Source organism: Flavobacterium lindanitolerans (genome assembly GCF_002846575.1).
Lineage (GTDB): Bacteria > Bacteroidota > Bacteroidia > Flavobacteriales > Flavobacteriaceae > Flavobacterium > Flavobacterium lindanitolerans.
Genome location: NZ_PJND01000011.1, coordinates 30,795 through 55,695, shown reverse-complemented (window position 1 = coordinate 55,695; position 24,901 = coordinate 30,795). Strand labels below are relative to the sequence as shown.

Genomic DNA, 24,901 nt, shown 5'->3' with positions numbered 1-24,901 from the left:
TATTATTAATAGAAACATTTAAATATTTGAATTAATGAATAAGTCAATCTATATAATGGCTTTGGGAGCCTTCGGTATTATTACCACAGAATTTGGAGTTATAGGTATTTTGCCAACGCTGGCAAAAGAATTTCAGGTTTCAATCGATACGGCAGGCTGGCTGTTAAGTGCTTTTGCACTGACTGTTGCTGTAGCGGGTCCGTTTACTACAATGCTAACGGCTAAGATTAACCGCAAGACCATAATGTGTGCCGTTTTGGCTGTATTTGTAATATCGAATCTGCTTTCTGTTATTTCTCCTAATTTCACAATGCTAATGATTGCCCGCATCGTTCCAGCTTTTTTGCATCCTGTTTTTTGGGCAGTATCTATGTCTGCAGCAGCAAAACAGGCCGGACCTAAAGATGCTCCAAAAGCAATTTCTGTTGTGATGGCCGGCCTTAGTGTGGCAACCGTATTAGGTGTTCCAATAACAACTTACATGGCAGATTTGTTTGATTGGAGGGCTTCCTTCGCTTTGGCGGGAATCATTAACCTTATCGCTTTTATAGCCCTGGCTCTTTTTGTTCCTTCAATGCCTGTGGAAGAAAAACTGCCTACAGAAAATCAGGTAAAAGTATTAGACAAACCTCAGGTATGGTTCAAGCTTTTTACGTCTTTGATTATAGTGGCGGGAATGTTTGCAACTTATGGTTATCTGGCCGAGTATATGGATAAGATTTCGCATATGAATGGTACGGAAATCAGCATTATGCTGCTTGTTTTTGGTGTGACCGGTATTGTTGGAAACTGGCTTATGGGAATCGCACTCAGCAAAAACGTAATGCTAACTAACCGATTGTTTTTACTGTCCCTGATAGGAATCCATTTATTGGCGTATCAATTTGGTGGTGCTTTTGTTCCGATGGTTATTATTCTGTCGATATGGGGCTTTATCCACACGGGAGGCTTCCTGGCTGCGAATATCCACATCATAAATGGTGTTCCGGAACAGGCACTTGAAAGTGTAAATGGTCTGATGCCTTCTTTTTTTAATGCCGGTATCACATTGGGAACTTTGCTTGGCGGTTTTGTCATAGCACAGTATGGCGTGCACGAAGTTATTTGGTTGAGTGTTCCGTTATTGCTGTTGGCTTTTGGATTTACGTTTATTACACTGGAGAAGAAGCATAAGGAAGTAGAACAGGAATTAGAAGCAGAGCCTGTGAAGGTTGTTTCGTGTGAATAAAAAATTTAAGATTTAAGATTTAAGATTTAAGATTTAAGATTTAAGATTTTTCAAATTACTTTCTCTTTGTGGCCTGGCGTCTTTGCGGGGAATTATTTCCTTGCAAAGACGCCAGGCCTTATTATAGTAGGACATTACTATCAATCAATCTGTTTTTTCTTCTTTTTTAGAAAGTCGAAAGAATCGAATCTTCGGATATAGGAAAGTTTAAAATTTCCGGAAAACAGGCTGACATTTGAATGCTCATTATCTGAAAAGGCCGAAAATACGGTATTGCTGACAAATGAAAGTCCCGCCGACCAGTTTTCAGTATCATAACCTAAAGCTACGCGCGGAAATAAAGTAGGATAGACCTCGATTTTTTCTTTACCAAAGGTGTTGAATTTTTCGGAACCAATATTGACACCAACAGTAGTCGAGATACTCGCAAACCATTTTTTGTTGATTGCCCATAGATAAGCATAACCACCACTTACGCCAAATTGGAAATTATGCAGCGAATTTCTTTTTTTGTGTACAAATGAACTGTCTGATTCAATCTTTGAAAAATAAACACCTCCGCCAATCAGAAAGCTTCCTGCCGATTTTAACTGTTTTTCATTTTGGTTAAAGGCAGCCCTGTATGAAAATTTTTTATTGTTGAAGATGTATTGTCCGTAAGCGCCATATTGCCGGATTTTCAGGTCAGGATAAAGGGCAAGCACATTACCCGATTCGTCTTCTGCATAGAATCCGCGGTATCGCTGTATAAAAATATCAAAGGTGAATTTCTTTCCGTAATTGTGTATTTGCAGGTCCAGCGCCTTGGTTCTTCCCTTTTCCTTATCTCTCATAAAATTGAATCCCTGTCCGTAACTGACATTTACAATCGTATTGTTCATTGAGAATCCCAAACCAATATTGGGAGGATTATTGGGCATGAATTTTTTATATTCCTCGGTGCCTGTCTGTTGCTCCATCGACAGAAAATTAATCGCCAGATAGGTCCTTATCGAGAAATTATGCTCATAAGGTCTGATATAGGTGCTGTCGCGTTGTGCCCACGAAAAGGACGTCATAAAAAAGAAGAGAAGGAAGAAATAGGGTTTCATCAGGATATAAAACGCGAATAGTCTGTCAGGATTATTTATTGTAAGAAAAAATCTTTATAAAAGTACTAAAATAAAGAAGAGCCGCGACTATCACATTAAATAATAGATAATTTTTGAGTCTTGTGTTTGAAAGAAAAGGGTTTGTATTTATTTGAAATAAAGAATGTTATGATTGTGTCGTAAAATTGTCACAATAATGGCGTATTGATTTTAGGGTTAAATTCAACTTTGATTCCGAATCTTGCACGAAAAAGAAATCAGAATGAAAACTTTAAAAAAAATCCTGTTGGGCCTATTGGCGCTTATTGCCTTATCGTTAATTGGAGGTTATTTCTATTTTGAAAAGAGATTCTCGCCACCTCAAAATTATCTTACCGTTTCGGGCCTATCTGAAGGTATTCCTATGGTGTGGCAGGGAAATGATGAAAATCCATATGGGGCCATTCTTTTACCTGTCAGAATTGATGGAATTGATAAGTTGTTTTATATGCAGTTGGATTTGGGTTCGCCCGTAACGGTATTTTATAAGAACTCTTTGCAATCTGTTAAGGCCAGGTTTCCTGACAGGATTCCGGAAGAGACAGAAAAAGGAAAAATAGCACTGGATTTTTCGCTTCGGGATATGAAGGTTTCATCAAAGTTTTTTGAAGTATTAGATTATGGAACTAAGGCCGATTTTGAAAATCCCGATGCCCAAAATATAATAGGAACCCTTGGAACGGATTTGTTGGAAAAAAGGATTGTCACATTGGACTTTAAAAACAGCCGCTGCTCCTTTTCTAAAAAAAGAGAAGGTAGTGGTTTTGAAAGATTTGAATTTAAGAAACGAAGGATTCTCATTCCGGCAGTGATTGGTAATGAAAACCTGAAGCTGATGTATGATTCCGGAACAAGTGGCTATGAACTTATTATGAATAAGGATAAATGGGAAAAGTACAGAAAAGGCGGTGAAGTAAAAATTGATAAAGGAAATTCATGGGGAAAAATACTAACGGTAATGACAGCATCGTCCCATCAAAAAATAAGATTTGGAAGCAAAACGTTACAACTTTCAGAAGTGACTTACATTGAAGGCACATCCAAGGCGCAAAACTTTTTGATGAAGTTTTCAGGCATGCAGGGAATGATTGGAAATAAACTGTTTCTAAACCGAAAAATGATTTTGGATTGTAGAAACCAGATGTATAAAATTGAATAAAACCATATAAAGTTTACTGTTAATTCCCATTGAAATCATTAAGTATTCCTTCTTCCAACCGGTCTAAAACCTGTATGAGCAATTGTTCCAGAGTTTGATTGGCCTGGCTTTCCGTGAGTAGGGGAGTAAGATGTTCCTGCCATAAAGTGTCAAATTTATCCTGATGGTAACGCAACAGCCCAAACTGGTGGTTTTTGTCAAAATAAATATAAAAAGCTTCTTCAAATTGCCAATCGTAATGATGCAAACCAATGCATTTATAATTAGTATTAATGTAGTTGATTTTGGATTCGGGTATATGGCTAAATTCCGGACGGTCATTGCTCCAGGAATGCTTAATACCATCAATAAGCCCCATAGATTGTCGCTTTTCGTAACGCCGTTCGGATTTTAGTTGTTTCAATAAACTATTAGCAGACGGAATATTTAAACCGTAAACATCAAATGCATGGTTTCGTATGCCACCAATCTGTAGATAAAATGCCAATAATTCCTTGGGTATTTCAGCGTCTAAAAAAGTTGATAATTCTTTTAGTTCTTCTGTACTTGCAACTTCCGCCTGTTCTATTCTGTATTCTGACTCGCCTTCCTCATCATCAAATGTGCGGTCAATTATTTCATTAAATTTCTTGATTCTTGATTTTAACTGGTCCATAAGTATTGAATTAAGTGGCTTATATAGAATATAATGTAGTTTTAATTTTATAAAAATAGCATAAATAATTTAATGATAAATAAATGTTATAAAAAAAATAATTTTAAGTAAAATATAAATTTTGGTTATGTAGATGTTTAAAAAATTTTTATGTTTGCCGAAAACACAGTTATGGTAATTATACCATTTCAAATTTAAACGCCAATTAAAAAAACTTATGGAAAAGCAATTTTTGTTATTGTTTCTTACTGCAATTATTTTTTTCGTTTCTCTTTTAGGCAGATTCTTTTTCCTAAAAATGAGAACCTATCTTATAAATAAAAATCCAAATAAAAAACTTATAGAATAAAAGAACACGATAAAAGAAATCGGTAAGATACTCCTATGTAGTGTTTTACCAAAAAGCGTATTTGACACTTTAAGAGTCAAATCGTTCAAAAGCCCAATTAAATTTTAATTCCATACCTGCTGAAGTGAGCTTTAGTAAGGCATGTATCTAAATAATAGGGCATATGAACGCAAAAGTTATTGATAATTATTCCAGGCTCAAAATACCTGTATTCCTGTTACCTTTCTTCTTACTGATTTTGATTGTTTTGTTTCTGTATGCACAGAATGCTTTGTGTATTAATGAATATGCGGAAATACAGAAAAATAGCTTTCTTTTTATTAATCGTAAACTGGCACCATACCCAAACCTGCTGCATAATTTTACTCAATTTGGGGATGCATTGGTCTTTTTATCGCTTCTGGGTCTTTTTGTTCTATATGCTCCTAAAATGTGGGAAGCCTTACTATCCGGTTCATTGGTTTCACTAGTATTTTGCAGCCTGCTAAAAAATATATTTGCAGTACCAAGGCCAGCAGCAGTATTTGATAATGAAGGTTTTTCTATCATTGGCAAAAGGCTCTCCGGATGTACCAGCCTGCCTTCCGGACATTCCATTACAGTATTTACAGTTCTAACCGTGCTGATGTTTGCCCTTATGCCTAAAAGATTATGGTACAAAATGGGATGGATTTTTTTCTTAATCCTTATAGGCTTTGGGCTTGCTTTTACCAGAGTTGGAGTAGGAGCCCATTACCCGATTGATGTCATTGTAGGTAGTATTGTGGGATATATTTGCGGGCTTTTAGGTATTTTTATCAGTCGGAAATATAAAATTCTGTCCTGGATTGGCAATAAAAAATATTATCACGTCATTCTTCTTCTATTTCTGGTTAGTGCTATTTTATTAATTACCAAAATAATTAATGAAAATTTGATAGTGTTTTACCTCGCATTCCTTAGCTTAGTTGTCTCATTGTATAAAATTTTCACGGTCTATGTTAAAGATAAAAAATAAACTGAAGTTAGCCCATTTTGCCTTACTGATGAGTTTATTGAACTTTGTGTTTTTCCATTTTCCATTCTATGGCTATGTCTTTAATAATGTTGACTACAAAAGTGGAAACGGCATTCTTCTGATTGTAAGTCTCGTGGTGCTGATGCTGGTCGCCAATGCCTTTGCTTTCTACCTGATACTTTATCTCTCTCGTCCGGTCGGGAAATTTTTATTGGTTTTATTTTTTATCATTAGCGCAGTTGCAGTGTATTTTGTCAATACCTACAGTGTCATTATAGACGAAAGTATGATTGGCAATGTCCTCAATACCAATTATGAAGAATCCAGCAGCTTTTTTTCTTTTAAATTGGTGCTATATGTCATCTTTCTAGGAATTATTCCCGCTGTCTTTATTGTCAAAACAAAAATAACAAGTGTGCCGCTGAAGAAATTTTTAACCACTTTGTCTCTTACACTGTTGTTTATAGTAGGTATGGCATTTGCCAATGCCAGTAACTGGCTGTGGATTGATAAAAACTCAAAACAATTAGGAGGACTTGCAATGCCCTGGTCTTATACTGTAAACACCTCTTTGTTTTATATTCACAAATACCAGAAGAACAAGAAAGAAATTCTGTTACCGGATGCTACTATAAAAGATACCGAAAAATCGGTTGTGGTTTTGGTTATCGGAGAATCAGCAAGGAAGCAGAATTTTTCACTCTATGGGTATGCGAGAAACACTAATCCGCTGCTTTCCAAAGTGGAAAACCTGTCCCATTTTGAAGCAACTTCCTGTGCCACCTATACTACCGCGGGAGTGAAATGTATTCTGGAGCATGCCGATACGGGAAAGCTGTATGAGATACTGCCCAACTACCTTTACAGGAATAATGCAGAGGTCATCTGGAGAACAACTAATTGGGGAGAACCTCCGGTTCATATAAAAAACTACCAGAAGCGTGATGCTCTCCTGCCGGACTGCCAGGGTGAAGGATGTGGCTATGACGAAGTTTTATTGTCAGGGTTGAAAGAACAGATACTTGCCAGCAAAAAAGATAAGGTGTTGGTGGTATTACACACAAGTACAAGTCACGGGCCTACTTATAGTAAAAAGTATCCGTCCCGGTTTGAGAATTTCAAGCCCGTATGCAACAGTGTCGAATTGGGTAACTGTTCAAAGGATGAACTTATCAATGCCTACGATAACACCATCGTCTATACGGACTATATTCTGAACAGTGTGATAGAAAACCTGAAACAGTTGAAAGAGTATAAAAGTTCGATGATTTTTGTTTCAGACCACGGTGAATCTTTGGGAGAGAAAAACCTGTACATGCATGGAATGCCTATGAGCATTGCTCCAAAAGAACAGTATGAAATTCCTTTTCTGGTTTGGGTGTCTGACGGCTCAAAACAACTCAAGCCCAACAAGTCACTAACGCAACACCATGTGTTTCACAGTGTATTGAATTTCCTGGGTATACAGAGTCCTGTCTATAATGAAGAAATGAACATATTTCAATAAAGGTTCAAGGTAAAAAAAGTTCAAAAATTATTCTCTTTCGGATGAATTTGTTATCAGATTGGAGTGGCAGTAATCAAAAATCTGTGAAAAACGAAGTGTGTAATAAATTAAAATATAGTGGAGACCAGAAACCACTCAAAAAACGGGGCGTTACTGAAAAGCCTTATGAGTAAGGAAATTTAACTTAAAAGATAATTTATGAAAAAAAGAGTTTTCACTCTGGCAGTTGGAGCTTTGCTATGCTCAACACTATTTACTTCATGCTATACTTACACTACTGTGGTAGGAAAAGGAGCTAAAGGAGAGCAAAAAGTTTCAAAATGGAATCACTATGTAATTTATGGTTTGGCTCCGGTTGGAGTTTCGGATGCTAAAGCAATGGCTGAAGGAGCAACTGACTATACTGTTACTACAAAACATTCGTTTATTAACGGTTTAATTGCTGGTTTGACTTTTGGTATTTACACACCAACAACTACAACAGTTCAAAAGTAAGCTGAAAATTCCAGCAGAGAGTGGGATGAAATATTTCCCCTCTCTGCGATTTTTAAAATAAAACCCAAAATAATAATGAGAAAAATACTTTTTTTCCTTCTATTGATAATAGGACTAATCTTGACTTATAAAATAGGGAGAATATTTATATGTGATTACAATCGCCTAACCGATTACGGTTTAGGGTACCTGACAGGTTTGGTAATTATACTGCTATTAATCATCAGCATTACTATTTGGTTAGGAGTCAAAATATACAGAAAGAGAAGCTAGCTACAACACAGTGCAGAAATAGAGCCGGTTTACTGTAGTCAGCAACATTTATTGTTCCGATAGTTTTGATAAGAACGGAAATAAAATATAGCTAAAAATAAGTATTTTAGACACAAAATCGGAGTACCTGATTGGTATTTGATAAAACATTGAAAATCATGGAAAAAAACAAAGCGTCATCGTTTATTTTTGGTATAATAGCAATCATTCTGGGAAGTGTCTTATTTAAACAGTTCGATTTTAAAACACTAAAATTTGAGCATACAGGCTTAGCTGTTATTTATAGCATTACTTTTCTATTTTCAGTCTATGTCCTGGTGAGAAACTATAAAAACAATCAAAAAAGACAATAAAATACCCCCATGAATTTCACTGTAATGCAATCCTACCATTGTATCAGACAGATTCATGTTCAGAATATAAAAATTACATACTATCATAATGAAAAGAAAAATTCTACCACTCCTGTTATTAACTTTTTCCACCTTTAGTTATGCCCAAAACTGTGATTGTGAAAGCAATTTTAATTGGGTGAAAAAAACATTTGAAGAAAACGACGCAGGATTTGAATATATAATCAGCAAAAAAGGAAGAGATGCTTATGAACTTCATAGCCAAATGTATTTGGAAAAAGCAAAACAGCTTCCTAATGATAAAGAATGTGCCATAGTAATAGATAAATGGGTTCGGTTTTTTCGTGACGGACATATCGGGATTAAATATTTAAAAGAGCCTGTTCAGGAAACCAATTTCACGGTTGAGAACATCCCGGTTAATGAAAAAGATTTTAAAAAATATTTGAGTAAAAAGAAGACACAGGATAAATATGAAGGAATTTGGAGTTTTGGCAGTTATGTTATCGCAATAAAACGCAGAAACAACGAATATGTAGGCACAATCCTTTCTTCCACCAATAAAAACTGGAAAGTTGGTGATGTAAAAACTGTTTTTACTGAAAATGATGGAACTCTTTATTTAGGAAACAAGTCTCCCCAAAAGATTAGTAAAATTACAACTATAGGAAATACTTATCTAAAACTTAATAGTACTATTTTACAAAAGAAGTATCCTGAAATTAAGGAAGATGCTACTATTTCAAAAGAAATCCAATGGTTGGATACTGCCAAGCCGCTGTTTGAAAAATTAAATGAGAATACTGCTTATTTGAGAATTCCTGATTTTGAAATTTCAGAAAAGAAGCACATCGACAGCATTATTGAGAAAAACAAGGATATAATTTTGGCAACGAAAAACCTGATTATTGATGTCCGTAATAATCCGGGAGGTAGCGATGCAAGTTACAGTTCGTTAATCCCATTTTTATACACCAACCCAATAAGAACAGTGGGTACCCTGTTTTATTCTACGCCTCTTAATAACCAGAGAATGCTGGAGCTTTCCCAAAATCCTGACTTTGACAAAGAATCACAGGAAGGCTTCAAAAAATATTATGAGACTTTAAACGCATCGCTTGGAAAATTTGTAGATATTTTTAATAAAGACGTTTTTATACAGACTCGTAAAGAAATAACAAGATACCCGGAAAACATCGGTATTGTAATTAATGAAAAAAATGGAAGTACGACCGAACAGTTTTTATTGACCGCAAAACAAAGCAAGAAGGTCAAGCTATACGGAAAGACTACCCGTGGGATGCTGGATATTTCTAATGTCAACATTATTGAATCACCTTGTAAAGATTTTGAACTTTACTATGGTTTGTCAAGAAGTTACAGAATTCCGGATTTTGCCATAGACGATATCGGTTTACAACCTGATTATTTTATTGACGGTTCAGTATCAGAATACAATTGGATAAAATTTGTGGATGAGACATTAAACAGCAAATAAAAAAATGGATAACGAAATCCTATTTACAGAAAGACAAAGGTTCAAGCAATGGTGGCTTTGGTTCATCCTGTTAGGCATTAACGGACTTTTTTTGTTTGGTGTAATTAAGCAGGTTGTTGGCGGAGAACCTTATGGAGACAAACCAATGAGCAATACAGGACTTATAATAACAACGGCACTAACGGTATTCCTTACCTTTCTGTTTGTTAGCTTCCGGCTTGAGACCATAATAAGGAAAGACGGGATTTATGTTCGTTTTTTTCCTTTTCATTTAAAATTTCGGCATTATGCCTGGAAGACATTGACAAAATCTTATGTAAGACAATATGCTCCCATTGCTGAGTATGGAGGATGGGGTTTGCGTTACGATTTTATGGGAAAAGGAAAGGCTCTTAATGTTTCTGGTAACAAAGGCCTGCAACTTAAATTTACAGATAATAAGAAATTGCTCATAGGAACAAATAAACCCGATGAATTAACCGAAATACTAAAGAAATTAGGGCAATTGAATCAATAATAAACACGATTTTAGGAATGCTCCTATAAAACATCTGTACAAATTAGAAAGTAGGATTTCATCAAAATCAATACTAAATTTATTACATCAAAGGCACAACCATTAGTCGCAATTTTAACCAACCAAACTACCAATACAGAGCTTTGACATTAACGAATAAAAATAATAAAAACGACAAATGATAAAATTTGCTTACACCATTTTATATGTTCAGGACGTGACAAAAGCCATTGAGTTTTATGAATACGCATTCGGCTTTTCAAGAAAATTTGTGTCACCTGAAAATGATTATGGGGAACTTTTAGTTGGAGAAACGACACTTTCGTTTGCTTCAACAGTATTAGCAAAATCAAACTTGACAGATGGTTTTATAGAAAGCAATATAGCAACCAAACCATTTGGAATTTAAATAGGTTTTACTACAGAAAATGTAGAGGAAACTATTTTAAAAGCTGTAAATGCAGGTGCCACTGTTGTTGAAAATCCAAAAACAAAACCGTGGGGACAAATCGTTGCCTATCTAAGAGACCTTGATGGCTTTTTAATTGAAATTTGTACACCAATGGGTTGATACTTTTTTTGGAGGATTTCACTTTGTTTTTCCTTAATGATGACCACCATGACCGTTATGATTTTCTCCCATTTCCTCATTTTCTGAAACTTCTACAGTAAAATCTGTGGTATGGATTTTTCCATCTATTTTAAACTGTACCCACATTCTGTATAAACCGGCTTTTTTAATATAGGTTTCAGCATAGACAGGAAAACGATTGTCTGACATGGGATGTATGTGAAGGAAATCTTTATCCGCTTTGCCTATCATTACAATATGCGCATTGGCTCCAAGATAAGGTTGCATATCTTTTTCTTCAAGAAGGATGCTGTCTTTTTCGATTGAAAATTGCAGGCTTTGTTTGGCATTTGTTTTTAAATCTTTTCCGTTGACTAAAATTACCGTATAGCCATCAATAACGGATGCCAATTTTGTATCCGATTCCGGTTTTTTGTAAAGATACTTGCCGTCCACCTCAATAGTGTGCTTTGCAATAGTTGCCGGATGGTCTATGGGTTTGTAGTCAATAAACAAAAGATATTTTCCGGATGACGGAAAAATTTCAGAAACATAATAAGTACCGTCTGCCTGTTCTTCCGGATGAATATGGTCAAACCATGTTAATTCGTCGTTCACCAGCAAGAGATGCATTTTCTTGGTGTGTACTTCTTCCAAAGGAATATTTTTATAATTTTCGGTAACCGAAATAACAAAGAATGCCGGTTCGTCAGCGGCTATGTTTTGTGGCTCATAAGTAATTTTTACTATCGGTTTGACTGCGTGCTGATGTGTATTCATGATTTGATATTTTTTGTATAGTCAAATTTCCGAAATCATGAATTTTTACCTTTACGCTATTGCTAATTAGATTTGTAATATTTACTGTTTGATGTAAAATTCTTTTTACTGATTTCTTCTCATTAAGAAAAGAATTTTTAAACGTACTCAAAAGCTACATTCTCCAAACAGTAACAATTAATTTTACATAAATCAAGACACCCCATTCGGGATTAATTACTTTAATCTTCATATAAGCTTACAGGCTGTTGCATATGCCAGTGCTTTATTAATATTGTTTACTTCCAGTTTTTGGAGCAGGTTTCTGCGATGAAATTTGATAGTATCGGCAGAGAGGTTTAGGACGGAAGCAATTCCATTGATTGTAAGCCCCTGGGCATAAAAGCGAAGAATCTGGATTTCTCTTTCAGAAAGCGCTATTTTGCTATGGCCTATCCATTGGTCTGCTTCGATATCATATTTCAGAATGGAATTGTCTCCATCTTTGGTAAGAGTGATGTTTCCTGACGAATTATTTGTGGCCAATGAAATCATACCTAAAGTTTTCCATATCTTACCTTCGTTGGTTATTAATAATGGGGTAAGCCTGTGGTTAACAAGTAAGGTGTTTTGGTTTTTATCAACCAGATGAAAATTGTATGCCAATGTATAGCTTTTACGTTCTGATTCGGGTAATGCAGCATAAAAAGCAAAACCCGCTTCATTTGCCTGATTTACGATGGGTTGGTCTTCCGTCTTGATAAAGGTGTGGAAAAAACCTTCGCCCATTTCTATAATTTCTTCCGGTGTGTGGTTGTGTAAGAAAAAGCGATGATTCGATATATATTCGATTTTTCGTTGAATGCAATCAAAAATATAAATGCTTTTATAAGTGAGTCTGTCAAAAGCCTTGGCTATTTCGAGATAAGCCGTATGTGACGCATAGGGTTGTTCTGAATGTTTAGTATAGGTATTTTGCATGGCTCAAAAGTTAAGTGCATATATTTTTCTACTGCTTGAGTAGAGAATTTTGTATGGGCTTTTTACAAAAATAGAAAATAGTTTTAATAGTTTGTCAATCAATATACTACACAAAAGGGTGGAATTTGAATTTGAAAGTAAATTCTGCCTTTTTGTGTAGTGGTTTTTAATTCTTTTACGAATAATTTTATCAAAATTTAATTAAACAAATTATGAAGAAAATTATTTTGAGCCTATCATTTCTAGCTGGTTTGGTACTTGTTTCTTGTGAAAGTGCAGACCAGCCGCAAGAGCAAAATGCAAACAATGATAATTCATTAATGCGAAGACAGCGACAAAGTTCGATGTTTAACTACATCCAATCTACAAGAATCGAAAGTGATGTTAATTGTGAAAACAACATCTTAATTTTTCCGAGCTGGAGACATTATTGGGAAACTATCGACAGATTAGACCAGATGGTAGAGAGGGATTGTAATGCGTTTGACTCAACTGTTCCTAATAATATATCTGAAGAAAGGTATGATATCCTAGCTGACGCAGCAGGTTTTGATGAAGATAACGTATTGCGCAGATTTGAAACAGACTTGGCCTTTTGTTCGTTAAGAAGTAAAATTGAATTGTTGGAAACAGCTTGGCTGGATCGTCAGGGTGATAGGGAATGGGATGCTAATTCAGATCCGGATAACCATTTTATTGATGACCAGGCTGAAAGAACTTTACTAAGCCCTAATGCCGAAGTTATTGTTGGAGACGAGAGAAGAGGTTATGTCTATTATAAATTTTTAGACGATGAAGGAAGCCGTATCGAAGTTCTCAATAATGATAGGGATGCGATTTCTCAGGTGAGTCGTGGAAGAATCCCAACAGGGAATCCAAATGTTGTGGTTGTTCGTCCGGACAAAGAAAGTGATTCCAATAAATGTAAAAATAAAGTGACACAGATTACTTATGAAGTCTCTGGGGCAGATAGGTTTAAGAGAAAAAGTAAGGTAAGGCGTGCCTGGGGTACAAATTGTTTAAATAATCCTTGTACAAGTATTTTTCCAAGTAAAGTTATTGCTATAACCAAAGGCTATAAAAAGAAAAATGGAAAATGGAGATCCAGAAAAATGTTGATAGCTGCTGGAATCAATGGTCCAGGACAAAATATACCAGGTTTAACATATGTTGATTGTATTGAGGAAAGAGGTATTCGTCTTTTTGAAGAGAGAAAAAGGCGTAAAATAAGAGTTGTAGCAAAAAGTACGACTAATATAGCTCCTATTGGGACTCCAAGGAGATATAATTTTTCATTACAGGATAATAAATTATTTAGTTATCATAAAAGAGGAAATTTAATTATAAACAAGGATTATTATGATATGCCAGGTAATTAAAATCAAAGAAAAGACGTCTATAAGACGTCCTTTTTTTTTCTTAATTTTTGTTAATCAGTTATACTACACAAAAGGATAGAATTCAATTTTGAAAGTAAATTCTGCCTTTTTGTGTAGCAGCTATTAACTCTTTTACGAATAATTTTATCAAAATTTAATTAAACACTTATGAAGAAAATTATTTTAAGCCTATCAATTCTAGTTGGATTAATGGCTGTTTCTTGTGAACGAGCGGATTTGCCACAGGAACAAAATGCAAACAATGACAATTCATTAATGCGAAGACAGCGGCAAAGTTCAATGTTTAACTACATTCAATCAACACGGATTGATAATGGGGTTAATTGTGAAAACAACATTTTAATTTTTCCAAGTTGGAATCACTATTGGGAAACAGTTGAGGGATTAGACCAGATGGTAGAGAGGGATTGTGATGTATTTGACTCAAATCTTCCAAATAATATATCTGAAGACAGGTATAATACTTTAGCTGATGCTGCAGGTTTTGATGAAGATAACGTACTGCGCAGATTTGAAGAAGATTTGGCTTTTTGCTCTTTAAGAAGTAAAATTGAATCGTTAGAAAGAGTTTGGCTGAGCCGACAAGGTGATAGGGGTTGGGATGCAAATGCAGATCCTGATAATCATTTTATTCAGGATCAGTCTGAAAGAGCTTTATTAAGCTCTAATGGCGAAGTCATTGTTAATGATGAAAAAAGAGGTTATGTATATTATAAATTCTTGAATGATAAAGGAAACAGGATTGAAGTTATCAATAATGATTTAAAAGCGATTTCCCAGGTAAGTCAGGGAAAAATTCCAACAGATAATCCAAATGTAATAGTGGTTACCCCTGGAACAACAAGAGCATCATATGGGTGCAAAACTATGGTTTATGAAGACACATATGAATTTTCGAGTCTTTATGCAATAAAAAGAAGCAGTAGGGTACAACATCCTCATTGGTTTTCCCCAAGTAAGATTATATCTAAAACCAGAGGTTATAAAAAGATAAATGGAGTATGGAGACCAAGGAGGTTATTGATTACGGTTGGAATTAATGGACAAAGTTCAAATACTTCAGGTACAGCATATGCCAATTGTAATCAGGCACGGACCCTTCATCTTTTTAAGGAGAAAAGAAGGCGTTTAGTATCCGTTAAAACAACTAATCCTCTTTTTTCTTTACAATATTTTGGAATACGGGATAATAAGTTATATAGTTATCATAGATTGTATAATATAACTGTAAACAAGGATTTTTATGATATGTAGAGTAATTAGTAGATGCCTTAATTAAATAATTATGCATTTTTGTTACTATCAATTTGTAAACTGTTATCGCTTATTTTATTTAGGCGAAAATTCAAACTATATAGCAAATCCTTTGCATTAACTACAAAACCCGCCATACAAGGCGGGTTTTGCAACTTAAGATGGTGAGGGTGATTGAAATATAGAACAGTACAGGTTACTGTTTTGGCGTACGTATATATGCCATAGCAATAAGAGCAGCGACAATACAAACCACTCCCGCAGAGAAAAACGCCGTTTGAAAACCGGAATTGAGAGCTGTGGTTTCTACTTCCCCGGCCATTTTAAGAGCATTCGTTTTAGCGGCAGAAATGGTTACTATGATTGCCAATCCCAGAGCCGAACCTACCTGATAGCTTGTGTTGACTAACCCTGATGCCAATCCTGTTTCTTCTGGTTTTGCACCAGACATGGAGGCTATTGTTCCGGGAATATAGGTAAGTGACATGCCTATCGCACCAAGCAATGATGCAGGCAATACATGGGCTATAAAGTTTCCGTTTGTTGGGGCTATACTAAATAAAAACAGTGATGCGGCAAGTACCAGCAATCCTACAATCATATTAGATTTAAAGCCAAACTTCGCGACCAGTTTTCCTGTAACACCAACCATCAGGAACATAATAGCCAATGTCATCGGCAATAGTGCAAGTCCGCTGTTGAATGCTGAATAATGTAAGGTTTGCTGTAAATACAGATTGAGAAAAAACCATAACGGTATCCATGCTGCTGCCAGTAAGGCCATCACGATGTTACCTGCTGAAAGATTTTGAACTTTGAAAATCGACATCGACACCAAAGGTTCGCTTTTATGTTTTTGAGTTAAATAAAAGGCAAATAGCAATGCCAGTGATACAATTAAAAGACCAATAGTCTGAACCGAGTCCCAACCTGCAGTTTCTGACGCTACTATAGCATATACCATTAGTATAAGAGCGGCTGTAGCCAGAATTGCACCTGCCATATCCACTTTTCCCTTTCGGGTATCGCCGGTAAATAGCAGACTCCGGCTGCGAAGCAGCACAATAATGCCTATTGGAATATTAATAAGGAATATCCAATGCCATGAAAGCCATTCAGTGATAGCACCACCAAGGAAAACTCCGGCAGAACCGCCTGCTGCGGCAGATGCTCCCCAAAATCCCAGTGCCTTGTTCAGTTCTTTTGGGTCTGTAAATTTGGAGATAACTAAGGTTAATGCTGCCGGTGCAATGAATGCAGAACCTAATCCCTGAAGGGCTCTTCCGGTATTGAGTGCGGATTCAGACCAGGCCATACCTGCCAGCAATGAAGCTGCGGTCAATATGACAAAGCCCCACATAAATATTTTACGAGCCCCAAACAAATCCGATAGGCGTCCGCCGAGTAATAAAAAACCACCAAACAGAATAACATAGGCGTTAAAAATCCACTGCAGGCCGGTTTGCGAGTAGCCCAAATCTTCTTTTATTGCCGGTAATGCTACTCCAATAATTGAGGTGTCCATGATTACTAAGAACTCGGCGGTGCATAATAAGAAAAGAGCCGCCCATCGTTTGCTATAAGGTGTTGACTGTGCTGTTGCAGTACTAGTTTCCATATTTATTTTAGTTAGTGTTTTAATTTGTCTGTTAATTGTTAGTTGCCTGAAATAATTTGCAGGCTGAAAACAATTGATTGTATAGGCAAATGTATAAGTGCTTGTATTTAAGGTTTATGCATAATTACGGCTATGTATTGTAAAATTTATTTGAAATTCAAAAACATAATTAGAGTGGTTGCTGTAAGAGCATTAAGAATTAAAAATGGATTTTGAAGATACGCTCTGTTGCTACACAAAAGGGTAGGGTTTTAAGCTTAAGACTAAATTCTATCCTTTTGTGTAGCAGTTATTTGTTTCTTAAAAAATAATTTTGAAAAAATCAAAAGAAGAGAATTTCTGTGTTATGATAAACAAGGTTCTATAAATTTAAGATTAGATTATTATGATATGTACTAGGATTATTAGCGTTTTGATTTCTATATTATGTATTCCTACTAAAATACATTCCCAAACTGCCGAAAAATTATTTGGAGAAAATTTATCTAAAATTAGTTTGGTTTTACAGCCCTCCTTACTGAAAGGATATGAAGTTGGTGCTGGCTATGAAGGGAACTCGCCCAGTATCTCATTTAATAAGGATTTCTCGGCTCAATTTGGTTTTCTTTATAACTTTTACCAAAAGAATAATTTTAACTTTAAGGCTGGGGTTATAGTAAAAACATTTAATCCCACCTTCAATATTAAAATTTCAAATGAGGATTTAAATGCAGGATACGATTATTCTGAATATTTAAGTGGCTTTGAGATAGCAAACCAATTCATTTTTTCACAAACAGTAAAGACAGAATACTTTATACCCATAAACAATAATTTAAACTTTGCGGTTGGTTTAGGTATGAGTTTGGATATTAGAACAGGAGGAGGGGATGATGAATTATCAGCTGTTGTATTTGATTATAGTAAGCAAAAAGAACGGATTTTCTTTAATGTAAATTCAACAGAACAGCAAGTAACAGGTTCGTTGGATGTTTCGTTAGGAGTGAATTATAAAACTAACATTGGCTTGTTTCAGATAGAGCTTTTTAATAATTCACAACTTTTATCCTATCCTAAAACAGGGGTTTATGAATTTTATTTAGATAACAATCAGACAAAAACGGGAGTTTATACAATCAAAGGAAATTACAATGGTCTTGCTTTGATTTTTACTCCAAGAAAAGGTTGGCTGAAAAGGAATTGAAAAAAATAATATTAGAAGAGATGGTTTCAAGTAGAAAAAGAACTTGATTTTTTTCCAATATCTGAAAGATTGTTAAGTAAAGAAAATCCAACAAACCCGGATTTAATAACTCCTGGGAAAAAATATAAGATAACCTGTACTAAGGGAGGTAAAGACATTTGGACTAAAGAATGTGATGGTAAGTTTTCATGTGGTTCCTTGATTTATGACTGTCTTGAAGATGACGGCTGTAGTACTATCTGTAAAAACAGCATGATATACATGCCGGAAAATAATGAGTTTATTTTGATTGAATTATAACCTTCAGTCATTATAATCTTAATGCGATAAAGATTTTCAATACAATCTGGTTTGCTTTTTTTTAGGAGACCCCGAAAGATTTAATTTTTCGGGGTTAATCATTTTTAATAATGAAAACATTTGCTACAACTCCAACACACCCAAAGCATATTGTAATTCTGTATGTAGTCTACGCAGATTGTATATGGCCTGCAGATAGTTGATTTTAGCCTGGGTGAGTGCCAGTTCGGCATCAGTCAGTTCCAGTCGGGAGCCTAATCCGTTTTTGAAACGGTCTTCGGTCATCTGGTGATTTAGTTCCGCAGATTGTACGGTTGTTATCTGGATTTCCAATTGAGAAGTGGCTTCTTTCCATTTACTGATGATACTTGCCAGGGTTGTTTTTACTTCGTCCTTCAGGCCCTTCAGCCGTATCTGTTCCTGTTGTGCTACAATTCTAGCCTGACCAATTCTTGATTTGTTTTGCCCGCCATTCAATATGGGTATACTAACCTGTAAACCCAGGAAAGAAGTCCTCGGCCAGACATAGTCATTAAGTTTTAAATCGTCTGCCTGTGCCTGTATCTGATATTGCCCGATTAACGAAAGCTTGGGCAGTAATGCTGCTTTGGCTGCTGATAATTTTTGCTGTTGCAGTTCGAGGGTTAATTCCTGTACATTAAGGTCGTTGCGATTGGTTTCGGCAATTTCCAGTGCTTTACTAACGGTCAGAAATTCGGTTTGTTTAGCCTGAATTTCGGATTCAAGTTCATCGGTTAGTTCCAACTCTTGAGCATCTTCCAGGCCAATCAGTCTTTTGAGTTCCATACCAGACACTTCAATGCTGTTTTTCAGATAGGAAACAGAAGATTTTAAGTTTTCTACAGCTATAAAACTCCGCAATGTGTCGGATTTCAGTCCCTTGCCCTGAGCTAATAAAGCACGGGAGTCTTTTAAGGCACGTACGTTTCGCTCATGACTTTGTTGTAAAAGAATGAGCTGGCGTTTCATCATCAGTATGTCAAGATAACGCGTTGAAACCCATAATGCCACCTGGCTTTTTAGGTCTTCTGTCTTTTCAGTTTGAATTTTTTCATTGATTTTGGATGCTTTTGTTAATCTGTTTGAAGCAATATCCAGAACGGGTTGGTATAGGGATACAAATCCGTTAAAGGCATTTCTCCCACCAACGGCTACTTCCTGAACGGCTTTATTGGTTCCGGCAAACGACCCCGGAAGAAAGATATTTTGTCGGTCAAAGTAATGCGAAAAAGCCATCCCTGCTGAAATATCAGGTAAAAGCTTGCCTCTGCTTTCTTTTGTCTGTTCTCTGGCATGCTTTTCTTCCAATACCTGCACCTGTAGTGTTTTGTTTCCTTGTTTTGCCATACTTAGTGCTTCCTGTAGCGAAAGCTCTTTTTTCTGGGCGAATAATGGACTGCTTCCTATGAAAAGCAGTAGCGTTATTATGAGTATATGTGATGCTTTTTTCATCGTAAAATATTTATAATCATATAAGGTTAGCCGAAATTTTGTTTCTAATTTCATTTTTATCACCCGTGCAGTTGGATGGGGACAACTGCGGGGCGATAAATGGGCTTTTTTATATCTGTCATTATTCATGGTTCGTTGCTATTTCGCTGTCATCTATTTCCATAACTTCTTTTCTACGTTTGTTACTGGACAGGTAGGAGTATACTGCAGGAATGATGAACAGTGTAAGTATTCCTGAAAATACTAGTCCACCTGCGATAACAATACCCAGTGATTGACGACTGTTGGCAGTTAATGCGATAGGTAAGGCACCAAATATCATAGCAAGTGAGGTCATCAGAATAGGACGGAATCGCTGTTCTGCCGCTTGTATAGCTGCTTCATATTTGGAGAGTCCGGTGTCTTTCAGGTGGTTGGCAAACTCCACAATCAGAATTCCGTTTTTTGTAATGAGTCCTACGAGAGTGATGATGCCAATCTGACTGAATACATTAAGGCTTTGACCAAACCAATGGAGGCTGAGGATGGCTCCTGTAACCGCCATTGGAACGGTAAGCATAATAGTCAGCGGGTCGCGCAGACTTTCAAATTGTGCGGCCAGAATCATGTAAATAATCACCAGAGCGAGGATAAGAGTAAAGAGGATATTGCCCTGACTTTCTCTATAATCACGAGACTGGCCGGCTAATGACGTTTTGAAGTTATCACCCAGTACTTCGGTTTTTATCCGTTCTATTTCTTCTATGCCTTCGGCAAGACTCACACTCGGAGCCGGAGCTGCAGATATGGTGGCAGAAGTATACTGGTCATAACGATATATGGCTGCCGGACTTACGGCTTCTTCTGTAGCAATGAGGTTGTTTAGCGGAATCAATTGTCCTGTTGTGGAACGTACATATATGGAATTAAGGTCTGTGATGTCGTTTCGATATTCACGTTCCATTTGTCCAATGACTTCATACTGTCTGTCATTACGCAGAAAATATCCATAACGTTGTCCTGAAAGGGCTAATTGCAATGTTCTGGCAACTTCTTCTATAGAAACTCCCATTAAGGCTGCTTTTTGCCTGTCGATGTTTATTTTTATTTCGGGTTTGTTGATTTTGAGGTCGGCATCAGCAAACATTAATTTTTTACTCTGTCGTACGGCATTCAGGAATTTAGGAAGCGCAGCGGTAAGGGTATCCAGATTTTGGCTCTGCAATACAAACTGTACCGGCATCCCTCCACCATAGCGCGTACCAATGGTTGGCGGCAGATAAGGAAACAGAAGGAATCCTCTGAAATTGGCAGATGCAGCACCATATTGGTTATACAAATCCTGTATACTGGCTTTTCTTTCTTTAGGATCTTTCAGATAAATACTCTGTACGGCAACATTGACGGGAGCCGGGGCAGGAATAAAGGAAATAGCTACCATGGAGTAAGTCTGATACAGTCCGTCTGTTGAGTCATTAACATATTTACCGACTTCCATCATGTGTTTTTTCATATAATCGAAAGAGACACCTTCCGGAGCCACGGCAATAAGGCTCATATTGGAACGGTCTTCTACCGGTGCCAGTTCCGAAGGCAGTTTTTGGCCTACAAAGTAAATGAGTCCGGAGGTTATGAGCAGAAATACCCATGCCATCCATCTGAAGCGCATAAAGGTTGTTAGCAGACGGGCATACCCATTGTTCATATGAACAAAGAAAGGTTCGGTAACCCTATGAAACCAACCTGGTCCTTGTTTCTTTTTAAGGAAATAAGCGCTGAGCATAGGCGTAAGCGTAAGGGCAACGAATGCCGAAACCAATACAGAACCAGACACGACGATGGCAAATTCTTTAAATAGCTGTCCGCTAATACCACCCATAAATACAATAGGTAGAAATACGGCTGCCAGTGTTATGGTAGTTGAGATTACGGCAAAATAAATTTCTTTGGAACCTTTAAAGGCGGCCTGTACCGGAGGCATACCTTCTTCTATTTTTTTATAAATATTTTCAAGCACCACAATAGCATCATCCACCACCAGTCCTATGGCAAGTACCAACCCCAAAAGGGTAAGTACATTGATAGAAAAGCCCGCAATATACATAATGAAAAAGGCCGATAATATGGATACCGGAATTGCGATTACAGGTATGATGGTAGAACGCCAGTCACGCAGGAACAGGAAGATAATAATAACCACAAGACCAAAGGCAATAAAAAGAGTTTCTTCTACTTCTTTTATAGACTCGCGGACAGATTGTGTAAAGTCGAATCCTACGATAAGTCGGTATTCTGACGGAATGTCTTTACGTAACTGCTCGAGACGTTTGTAAAATTCGTCGACTACTTCAATAGCGTTGGCTCCGCGTTGTATTTGTATGGCTACACCAACACCAACACGGTTGAGGTTTCCGGTTTCGTTAATGATAGCGGTACGTTCATTCATTTCACCCAGTTCTGCCGAGCCTACATCTTTGAGTCGGATAACAGTATTGCCGGTTTGTTTGATGAGCATTTCCTCAAAATCGTTTACAGTAGTCAGCCTTCCCAGCGTTCGTATGCTTAGTTCGCTGCTGTTACCGTCTATACGTCCGGATGGAAGGTCAATGTTTTCCCGGAGTAGAGCCTGCCGAATGTCTTCCGGAGTCAGCTTATAGGCTGCCAGTTTTACCGGGTCAAAGCGCAATCGCATGGCATATTTGTGTTCGCCTACAATAGCTACGTTGTTAATACCGGGAATGGATTGTACACGGTCTTTGATGACGGTAGAAGCGATGTGGCTTACTTCTTTAATATCTTTAGTATCGCTTTCTACTTCAAGAAAGGCTACAAGATTGTCTGCAGAGGATGCTTTCTGTACAATTGGCGGATCAACGTCTGCCGGAAGCTGTTTCCGGGCTTTGGATACTTTGTCTCTGACATCGTTCAGGGCATCTTCAATATCTATTTCACGGTTAAATTCTATAGAAATAACACTTACCTGCTCTCTGGATTCGGACGATATGGTACGTATACCACTTGCCTCAGCAATGGATTCTTCCATTGGGCGGGTGAGTTTGGACGCTATTACATCAGGACTGGCGCCGGGATAGAAGGTAATAACGGATATTACAGGTGGTTCGGTGAGTGGGAATTCCCGAATTCCGAGCTGTTTCCATCCAACAATGCCCAAAATTACAATAAGAAGGGAAAACACACCGGCCAAAACCGGCTTTTTTATGCTTAAAGAGGATATGCTCATAATATTGCAAATTGAGATGGATTATTTTTTCGTGACAGTTTGTACCGGAGTTCCGTCACCAATACGTAACATATTGGACACAATAATGCTGTCGCCGGATTTTATGCCTGAAGTGATAATGGCTTCTGTTTCGGTCCTGTTACTAATAGTTACAGGTACGGGTTTGGCCATACCGCCTTTTATGACAAAGGCATTATAACCTTTTTCGCCGGGCATCAATGCTTCGGTAGGTATCATGACACCTGTTGCGCCTTTTTGTTCCGTACTGAAGTAGACTTTGACAGACTGTCCGGCACGGAGTTTACCGCTGTTATTACTAGTAGTAGCTTGTACCTGTAGGCTTCTGCCTTGGGCATCAAGTCCGGGTTCGGTAGCAGTAACGTTGGCATTATAATATTCTTCTGATAGTCCTGTACTGAATTTAATTGGAGTACCGGTTGTTAGTAATGGCAGGTATCTTTCGGGAAGCGTAAAGTTGATTTTTATATTGCTCTGGTCCTGCAGATTAACGAGTGGAGTACCAGGTGAGACATAGGCTCCCAGATGCACCTGAGAAATACCTATTTTGCCTGAGAAAGGTGCTCTGATGACCGTTTTGGCCAATTCTGTCTGCAAATAGTCTTGTTGTGCTTCGAGCGAGGTAAAACGCATGAGCGCCTCGTCATACTCTGATTGCTTCACGGTTTCGGTTTTTAGTAGGTTGGCCATCCTGTCTTTGTTTAATCGGGCCAGTTGCAGTTCAGCCTGTACCTGTCGGAGTTTGGATTTGATGTCGGCATCATTGAGTGTATAAAGTACAGCTCCCTGACTGACATAACTGCCGTCTTGAAAAGCTACTTTAGTTATTTTTTGTGCTGTTTCACTGACAATCGCCACTTCACGAAGAGGCATGATGGTGCCTACAAATATTTCTCTTTGGTCGAGTGCTTTTTCCTGCGCAACGATAATGTCAACGGGCAGTTTGTTGGCTACAGCCGGCGTCGCGGCTTCCTTAGGTTTGTTCTGGCATGCTGTAAGCAAAATGCTTACTAATGGAATCAGGATTCCTAATTTGTGTGTATGGTTTCTGTACATGGCCTTTTTTAAAATTATGTAACAAACAATTGATTTTATTGGCAAATTTAGAAGAGGAAATGAAGGTGGCTTTAGCACAATTACAGCTAAGAATTGCGAAATTTACATGGGAGTATTGTTGTTATAGTAATAGTGTAACTCATTGAAATATAGTTGATAATATCGAAGGAAAGGAAGCTTAATTTTTACTTGCCTGTTTCTGAATAATAATTTTATCTTGCCTGATTTGTTTGTAATAGGAAGAAGTAAAGCCGGTATATTTTTTTAGTTGGTTGGAAAGATGGGAGGGACTGCTATATCCAAGAGTGAAGGCGATATCGGATAACGATTGGTCTGTATAAACCAATAATTCCTTAACTTTTTCAATCTTCTGAAGAATGATATGTTTCTCAAGCGTATTTCCTTCTATTGAGGAAAATATAGCACTTAAGGTATCGTAATTTTTATTCAGTTTATTGCTGATGTATGTTGAAAACTTTAGAGAAGTATTGGTAGTAAGCTGTATGTTGATTCCATTTTCAACCAGCACTTTTATTTTTTCGACTATTATCTGATTTCTGCTGTATAGAAGGTCAAAACCATTTTTTATGAGCATTGACCGTATAATGGTTAAGTCTGAGGTTTGAATGTCACTAGTATTAAGTATAACACGTCCTAGTTGAATATCTGCTTCCGTGAAACCAAGGTTGGTGAACTCTTGTTCCAGGACATAGACACATCTATTGCAAACCATTCCTTTGATTAATAGTAACATGGATAAATATTTTGTTGTCAAAATTCAGAATTTGGAAATGGTGTGCTATTATAGTATTCCTTATTTGATTTGTGAAATTTTATGAATTTGAGATCTTTGTAATGGTGTAAGTTGTTGAATTTTATTATTTTTAGTTCAGTTGAAACGTAGTGT

Annotated in this window: 20 protein-coding genes and 1 pseudogene; 12 read left to right on the top strand and 9 right to left on the bottom strand. The window is 36.9% G+C overall.

The genetic code is table 11. The annotated features are described in order from the left end of the window. Window positions 1-34: 34 nt before the first annotated feature. Complete coding sequence (locus B0G92_RS15710) at window positions 35-1,228, top strand: MFS transporter (protein ID WP_101472944.1); 1,194 nt, start codon at window positions 35-37, stop codon at window positions 1,226-1,228. A 140-nt stretch (window positions 1,229-1,368) separates the two neighbouring features. Here B0G92_RS15710 and B0G92_RS15705 read toward each other — a convergent pair whose 3' ends face one another. Next, window positions 1,369-2,319 carry a DUF4421 family protein gene (locus B0G92_RS15705; protein ID WP_101472943.1) on the bottom strand — a complete coding sequence of 317 codons (951 nt, stop codon included), beginning with the start codon at window positions 2,317-2,319 and terminating at the stop codon, window positions 1,369-1,371. A gap of 262 nt (window positions 2,320-2,581) precedes the next feature. Here B0G92_RS15705 and B0G92_RS15700 point away from each other — a divergent pair, with 262 nt between their 5' ends. Then, window positions 2,582-3,517 (top strand): hypothetical protein, encoded by a 936-nt coding sequence (locus B0G92_RS15700; protein WP_101472942.1) that lies wholly within the window; start codon window positions 2,582-2,584, stop codon window positions 3,515-3,517. 19 nt (window positions 3,518-3,536) lie between these two features. On the opposite strand, the gene B0G92_RS15695 is transcribed toward B0G92_RS15700, so the two are convergent. Continuing rightward, entirely contained in the window at window positions 3,537-4,172 is a 636-nt protein-coding gene (locus B0G92_RS15695) for a hypothetical protein (RefSeq protein ID WP_101472941.1), read from the bottom strand. Between the two features lie 512 nt (window positions 4,173-4,684). Here B0G92_RS15695 and B0G92_RS15690 point away from each other — a divergent pair. From B0G92_RS15690 to B0G92_RS15660, 6 genes and pseudogenes are all read left to right on the top strand, one after another. Beyond that, on the top strand, window positions 4,685-5,518 hold the full coding sequence (locus B0G92_RS15690) for a phosphatase PAP2 family protein (RefSeq protein WP_101472940.1): 834 nt from the start codon (window positions 4,685-4,687) through the stop codon (window positions 5,516-5,518). Further along, window positions 5,499-7,025 carry a phosphoethanolamine--lipid A transferase EptA gene (gene eptA, locus B0G92_RS15685; protein ID WP_101472939.1) on the top strand — a complete coding sequence of 509 codons (1,527 nt, stop codon included), beginning with the start codon at window positions 5,499-5,501 and terminating at the stop codon, window positions 7,023-7,025. Before B0G92_RS15690 ends, eptA begins: the two co-directional genes overlap by 20 nt. 198 nt (window positions 7,026-7,223) lie before the next feature. Continuing rightward, window positions 7,224-7,520, top strand: a complete 297-nt coding sequence (locus B0G92_RS15680) for a Bor family protein (protein ID WP_056072690.1) — start codon at window positions 7,224-7,226, stop codon at window positions 7,518-7,520. Between the two features lie 714 nt (window positions 7,521-8,234). Beyond that, complete coding sequence (locus B0G92_RS15670; RefSeq protein ID WP_101472938.1) at window positions 8,235-9,644, top strand: S41 family peptidase; 1,410 nt, start codon at window positions 8,235-8,237, stop codon at window positions 9,642-9,644. Window positions 9,645-9,648: 4 nt separating this feature from the next. Beyond that, window positions 9,649-10,161 carry a hypothetical protein gene (locus B0G92_RS15665; protein WP_101472937.1) on the top strand — a complete coding sequence of 171 codons (513 nt, stop codon included), beginning with the start codon at window positions 9,649-9,651 and terminating at the stop codon, window positions 10,159-10,161. A gap of 178 nt (window positions 10,162-10,339) precedes the next feature. Then, window positions 10,340-10,732 (top strand): annotated as a pseudogene (locus B0G92_RS15660) (VOC family protein). A 33-nt stretch (window positions 10,733-10,765) separates the two neighbouring features. On the opposite strand, the gene B0G92_RS15655 reads toward B0G92_RS15660, so the two are convergent. Continuing rightward, window positions 10,766-11,512, bottom strand: a complete 747-nt coding sequence (locus tag B0G92_RS15655; RefSeq protein ID WP_101472936.1) for a hypothetical protein — start codon at window positions 11,510-11,512, stop codon at window positions 10,766-10,768. A gap of 228 nt (window positions 11,513-11,740) precedes the next feature. Then, complete coding sequence (locus tag B0G92_RS15650) at window positions 11,741-12,472, bottom strand: response regulator transcription factor (RefSeq protein WP_101472935.1); 732 nt, start codon at window positions 12,470-12,472, stop codon at window positions 11,741-11,743. A 212-nt stretch (window positions 12,473-12,684) separates the two neighbouring features. On the opposite strand from B0G92_RS15650, the gene B0G92_RS15645 reads away from it, so the two are divergent. Together B0G92_RS15645 and B0G92_RS15640 are read left to right on the top strand one after the other, a co-directional pair. Beyond that, window positions 12,685-13,851, top strand: a complete 1,167-nt coding sequence (locus tag B0G92_RS15645; protein WP_101472934.1) for a hypothetical protein — start codon at window positions 12,685-12,687, stop codon at window positions 13,849-13,851. Between the two features lie 168 nt (window positions 13,852-14,019). Then, on the top strand, window positions 14,020-15,126 hold the full coding sequence (locus B0G92_RS15640) for a hypothetical protein (RefSeq protein WP_101472933.1): 1,107 nt from the start codon (window positions 14,020-14,022) through the stop codon (window positions 15,124-15,126). Window positions 15,127-15,322: 196 nt separating this feature from the next. Here B0G92_RS15640 and B0G92_RS15635 read toward each other — a convergent pair whose 3' ends face one another. Continuing rightward, window positions 15,323-16,744: an MFS transporter gene (locus tag B0G92_RS15635; protein WP_101472932.1), complete on the bottom strand. Its 1,422-nt coding sequence runs from the start codon at window positions 16,742-16,744 to the stop codon at window positions 15,323-15,325. A gap of 385 nt (window positions 16,745-17,129) precedes the next feature. On the opposite strand from B0G92_RS15635, the gene B0G92_RS15630 reads away from it, so the two are divergent. Together B0G92_RS15630 and B0G92_RS15625 are read left to right on the top strand one after the other, a co-directional pair. Then, window positions 17,130-17,927: a hypothetical protein gene (locus tag B0G92_RS15630; protein ID WP_143395058.1), complete on the top strand. Its 798-nt coding sequence runs from the start codon at window positions 17,130-17,132 to the stop codon at window positions 17,925-17,927. A 69-nt stretch (window positions 17,928-17,996) separates the two neighbouring features. After that, on the top strand, window positions 17,997-18,227 hold the full coding sequence (locus tag B0G92_RS15625; RefSeq protein WP_101472930.1) for a hypothetical protein: 231 nt from the start codon (window positions 17,997-17,999) through the stop codon (window positions 18,225-18,227). Window positions 18,228-18,350: 123 nt separating this feature from the next. Here B0G92_RS15625 and B0G92_RS15620 read toward each other — a convergent pair whose 3' ends face one another. The 4 genes from B0G92_RS15620 to B0G92_RS15605 form a co-directional block, all read right to left on the bottom strand. Continuing rightward, a complete protein-coding gene (locus B0G92_RS15620; RefSeq protein WP_101472929.1) occupies window positions 18,351-19,700 on the bottom strand; it encodes a TolC family protein in 1,350 nt (449 codons plus the stop codon). A gap of 121 nt (window positions 19,701-19,821) precedes the next feature. Then, a complete protein-coding gene (locus B0G92_RS15615) occupies window positions 19,822-22,920 on the bottom strand; it encodes an efflux RND transporter permease subunit (RefSeq protein WP_101472928.1) in 3,099 nt (1,032 codons plus the stop codon). Window positions 22,921-22,941: 21 nt separating this feature from the next. Beyond that, entirely contained in the window at window positions 22,942-23,994 is a 1,053-nt protein-coding gene (locus B0G92_RS15610) for an efflux RND transporter periplasmic adaptor subunit (RefSeq protein WP_101472927.1), read from the bottom strand. Between the two features lie 178 nt (window positions 23,995-24,172). Continuing rightward, window positions 24,173-24,748, bottom strand: coding sequence for a helix-turn-helix domain-containing protein (locus B0G92_RS15605; RefSeq protein WP_101472926.1), 576 nt, complete (start codon window positions 24,746-24,748; stop codon window positions 24,173-24,175). Between the last annotated feature and the right edge of the window lie 153 nt (window positions 24,749-24,901).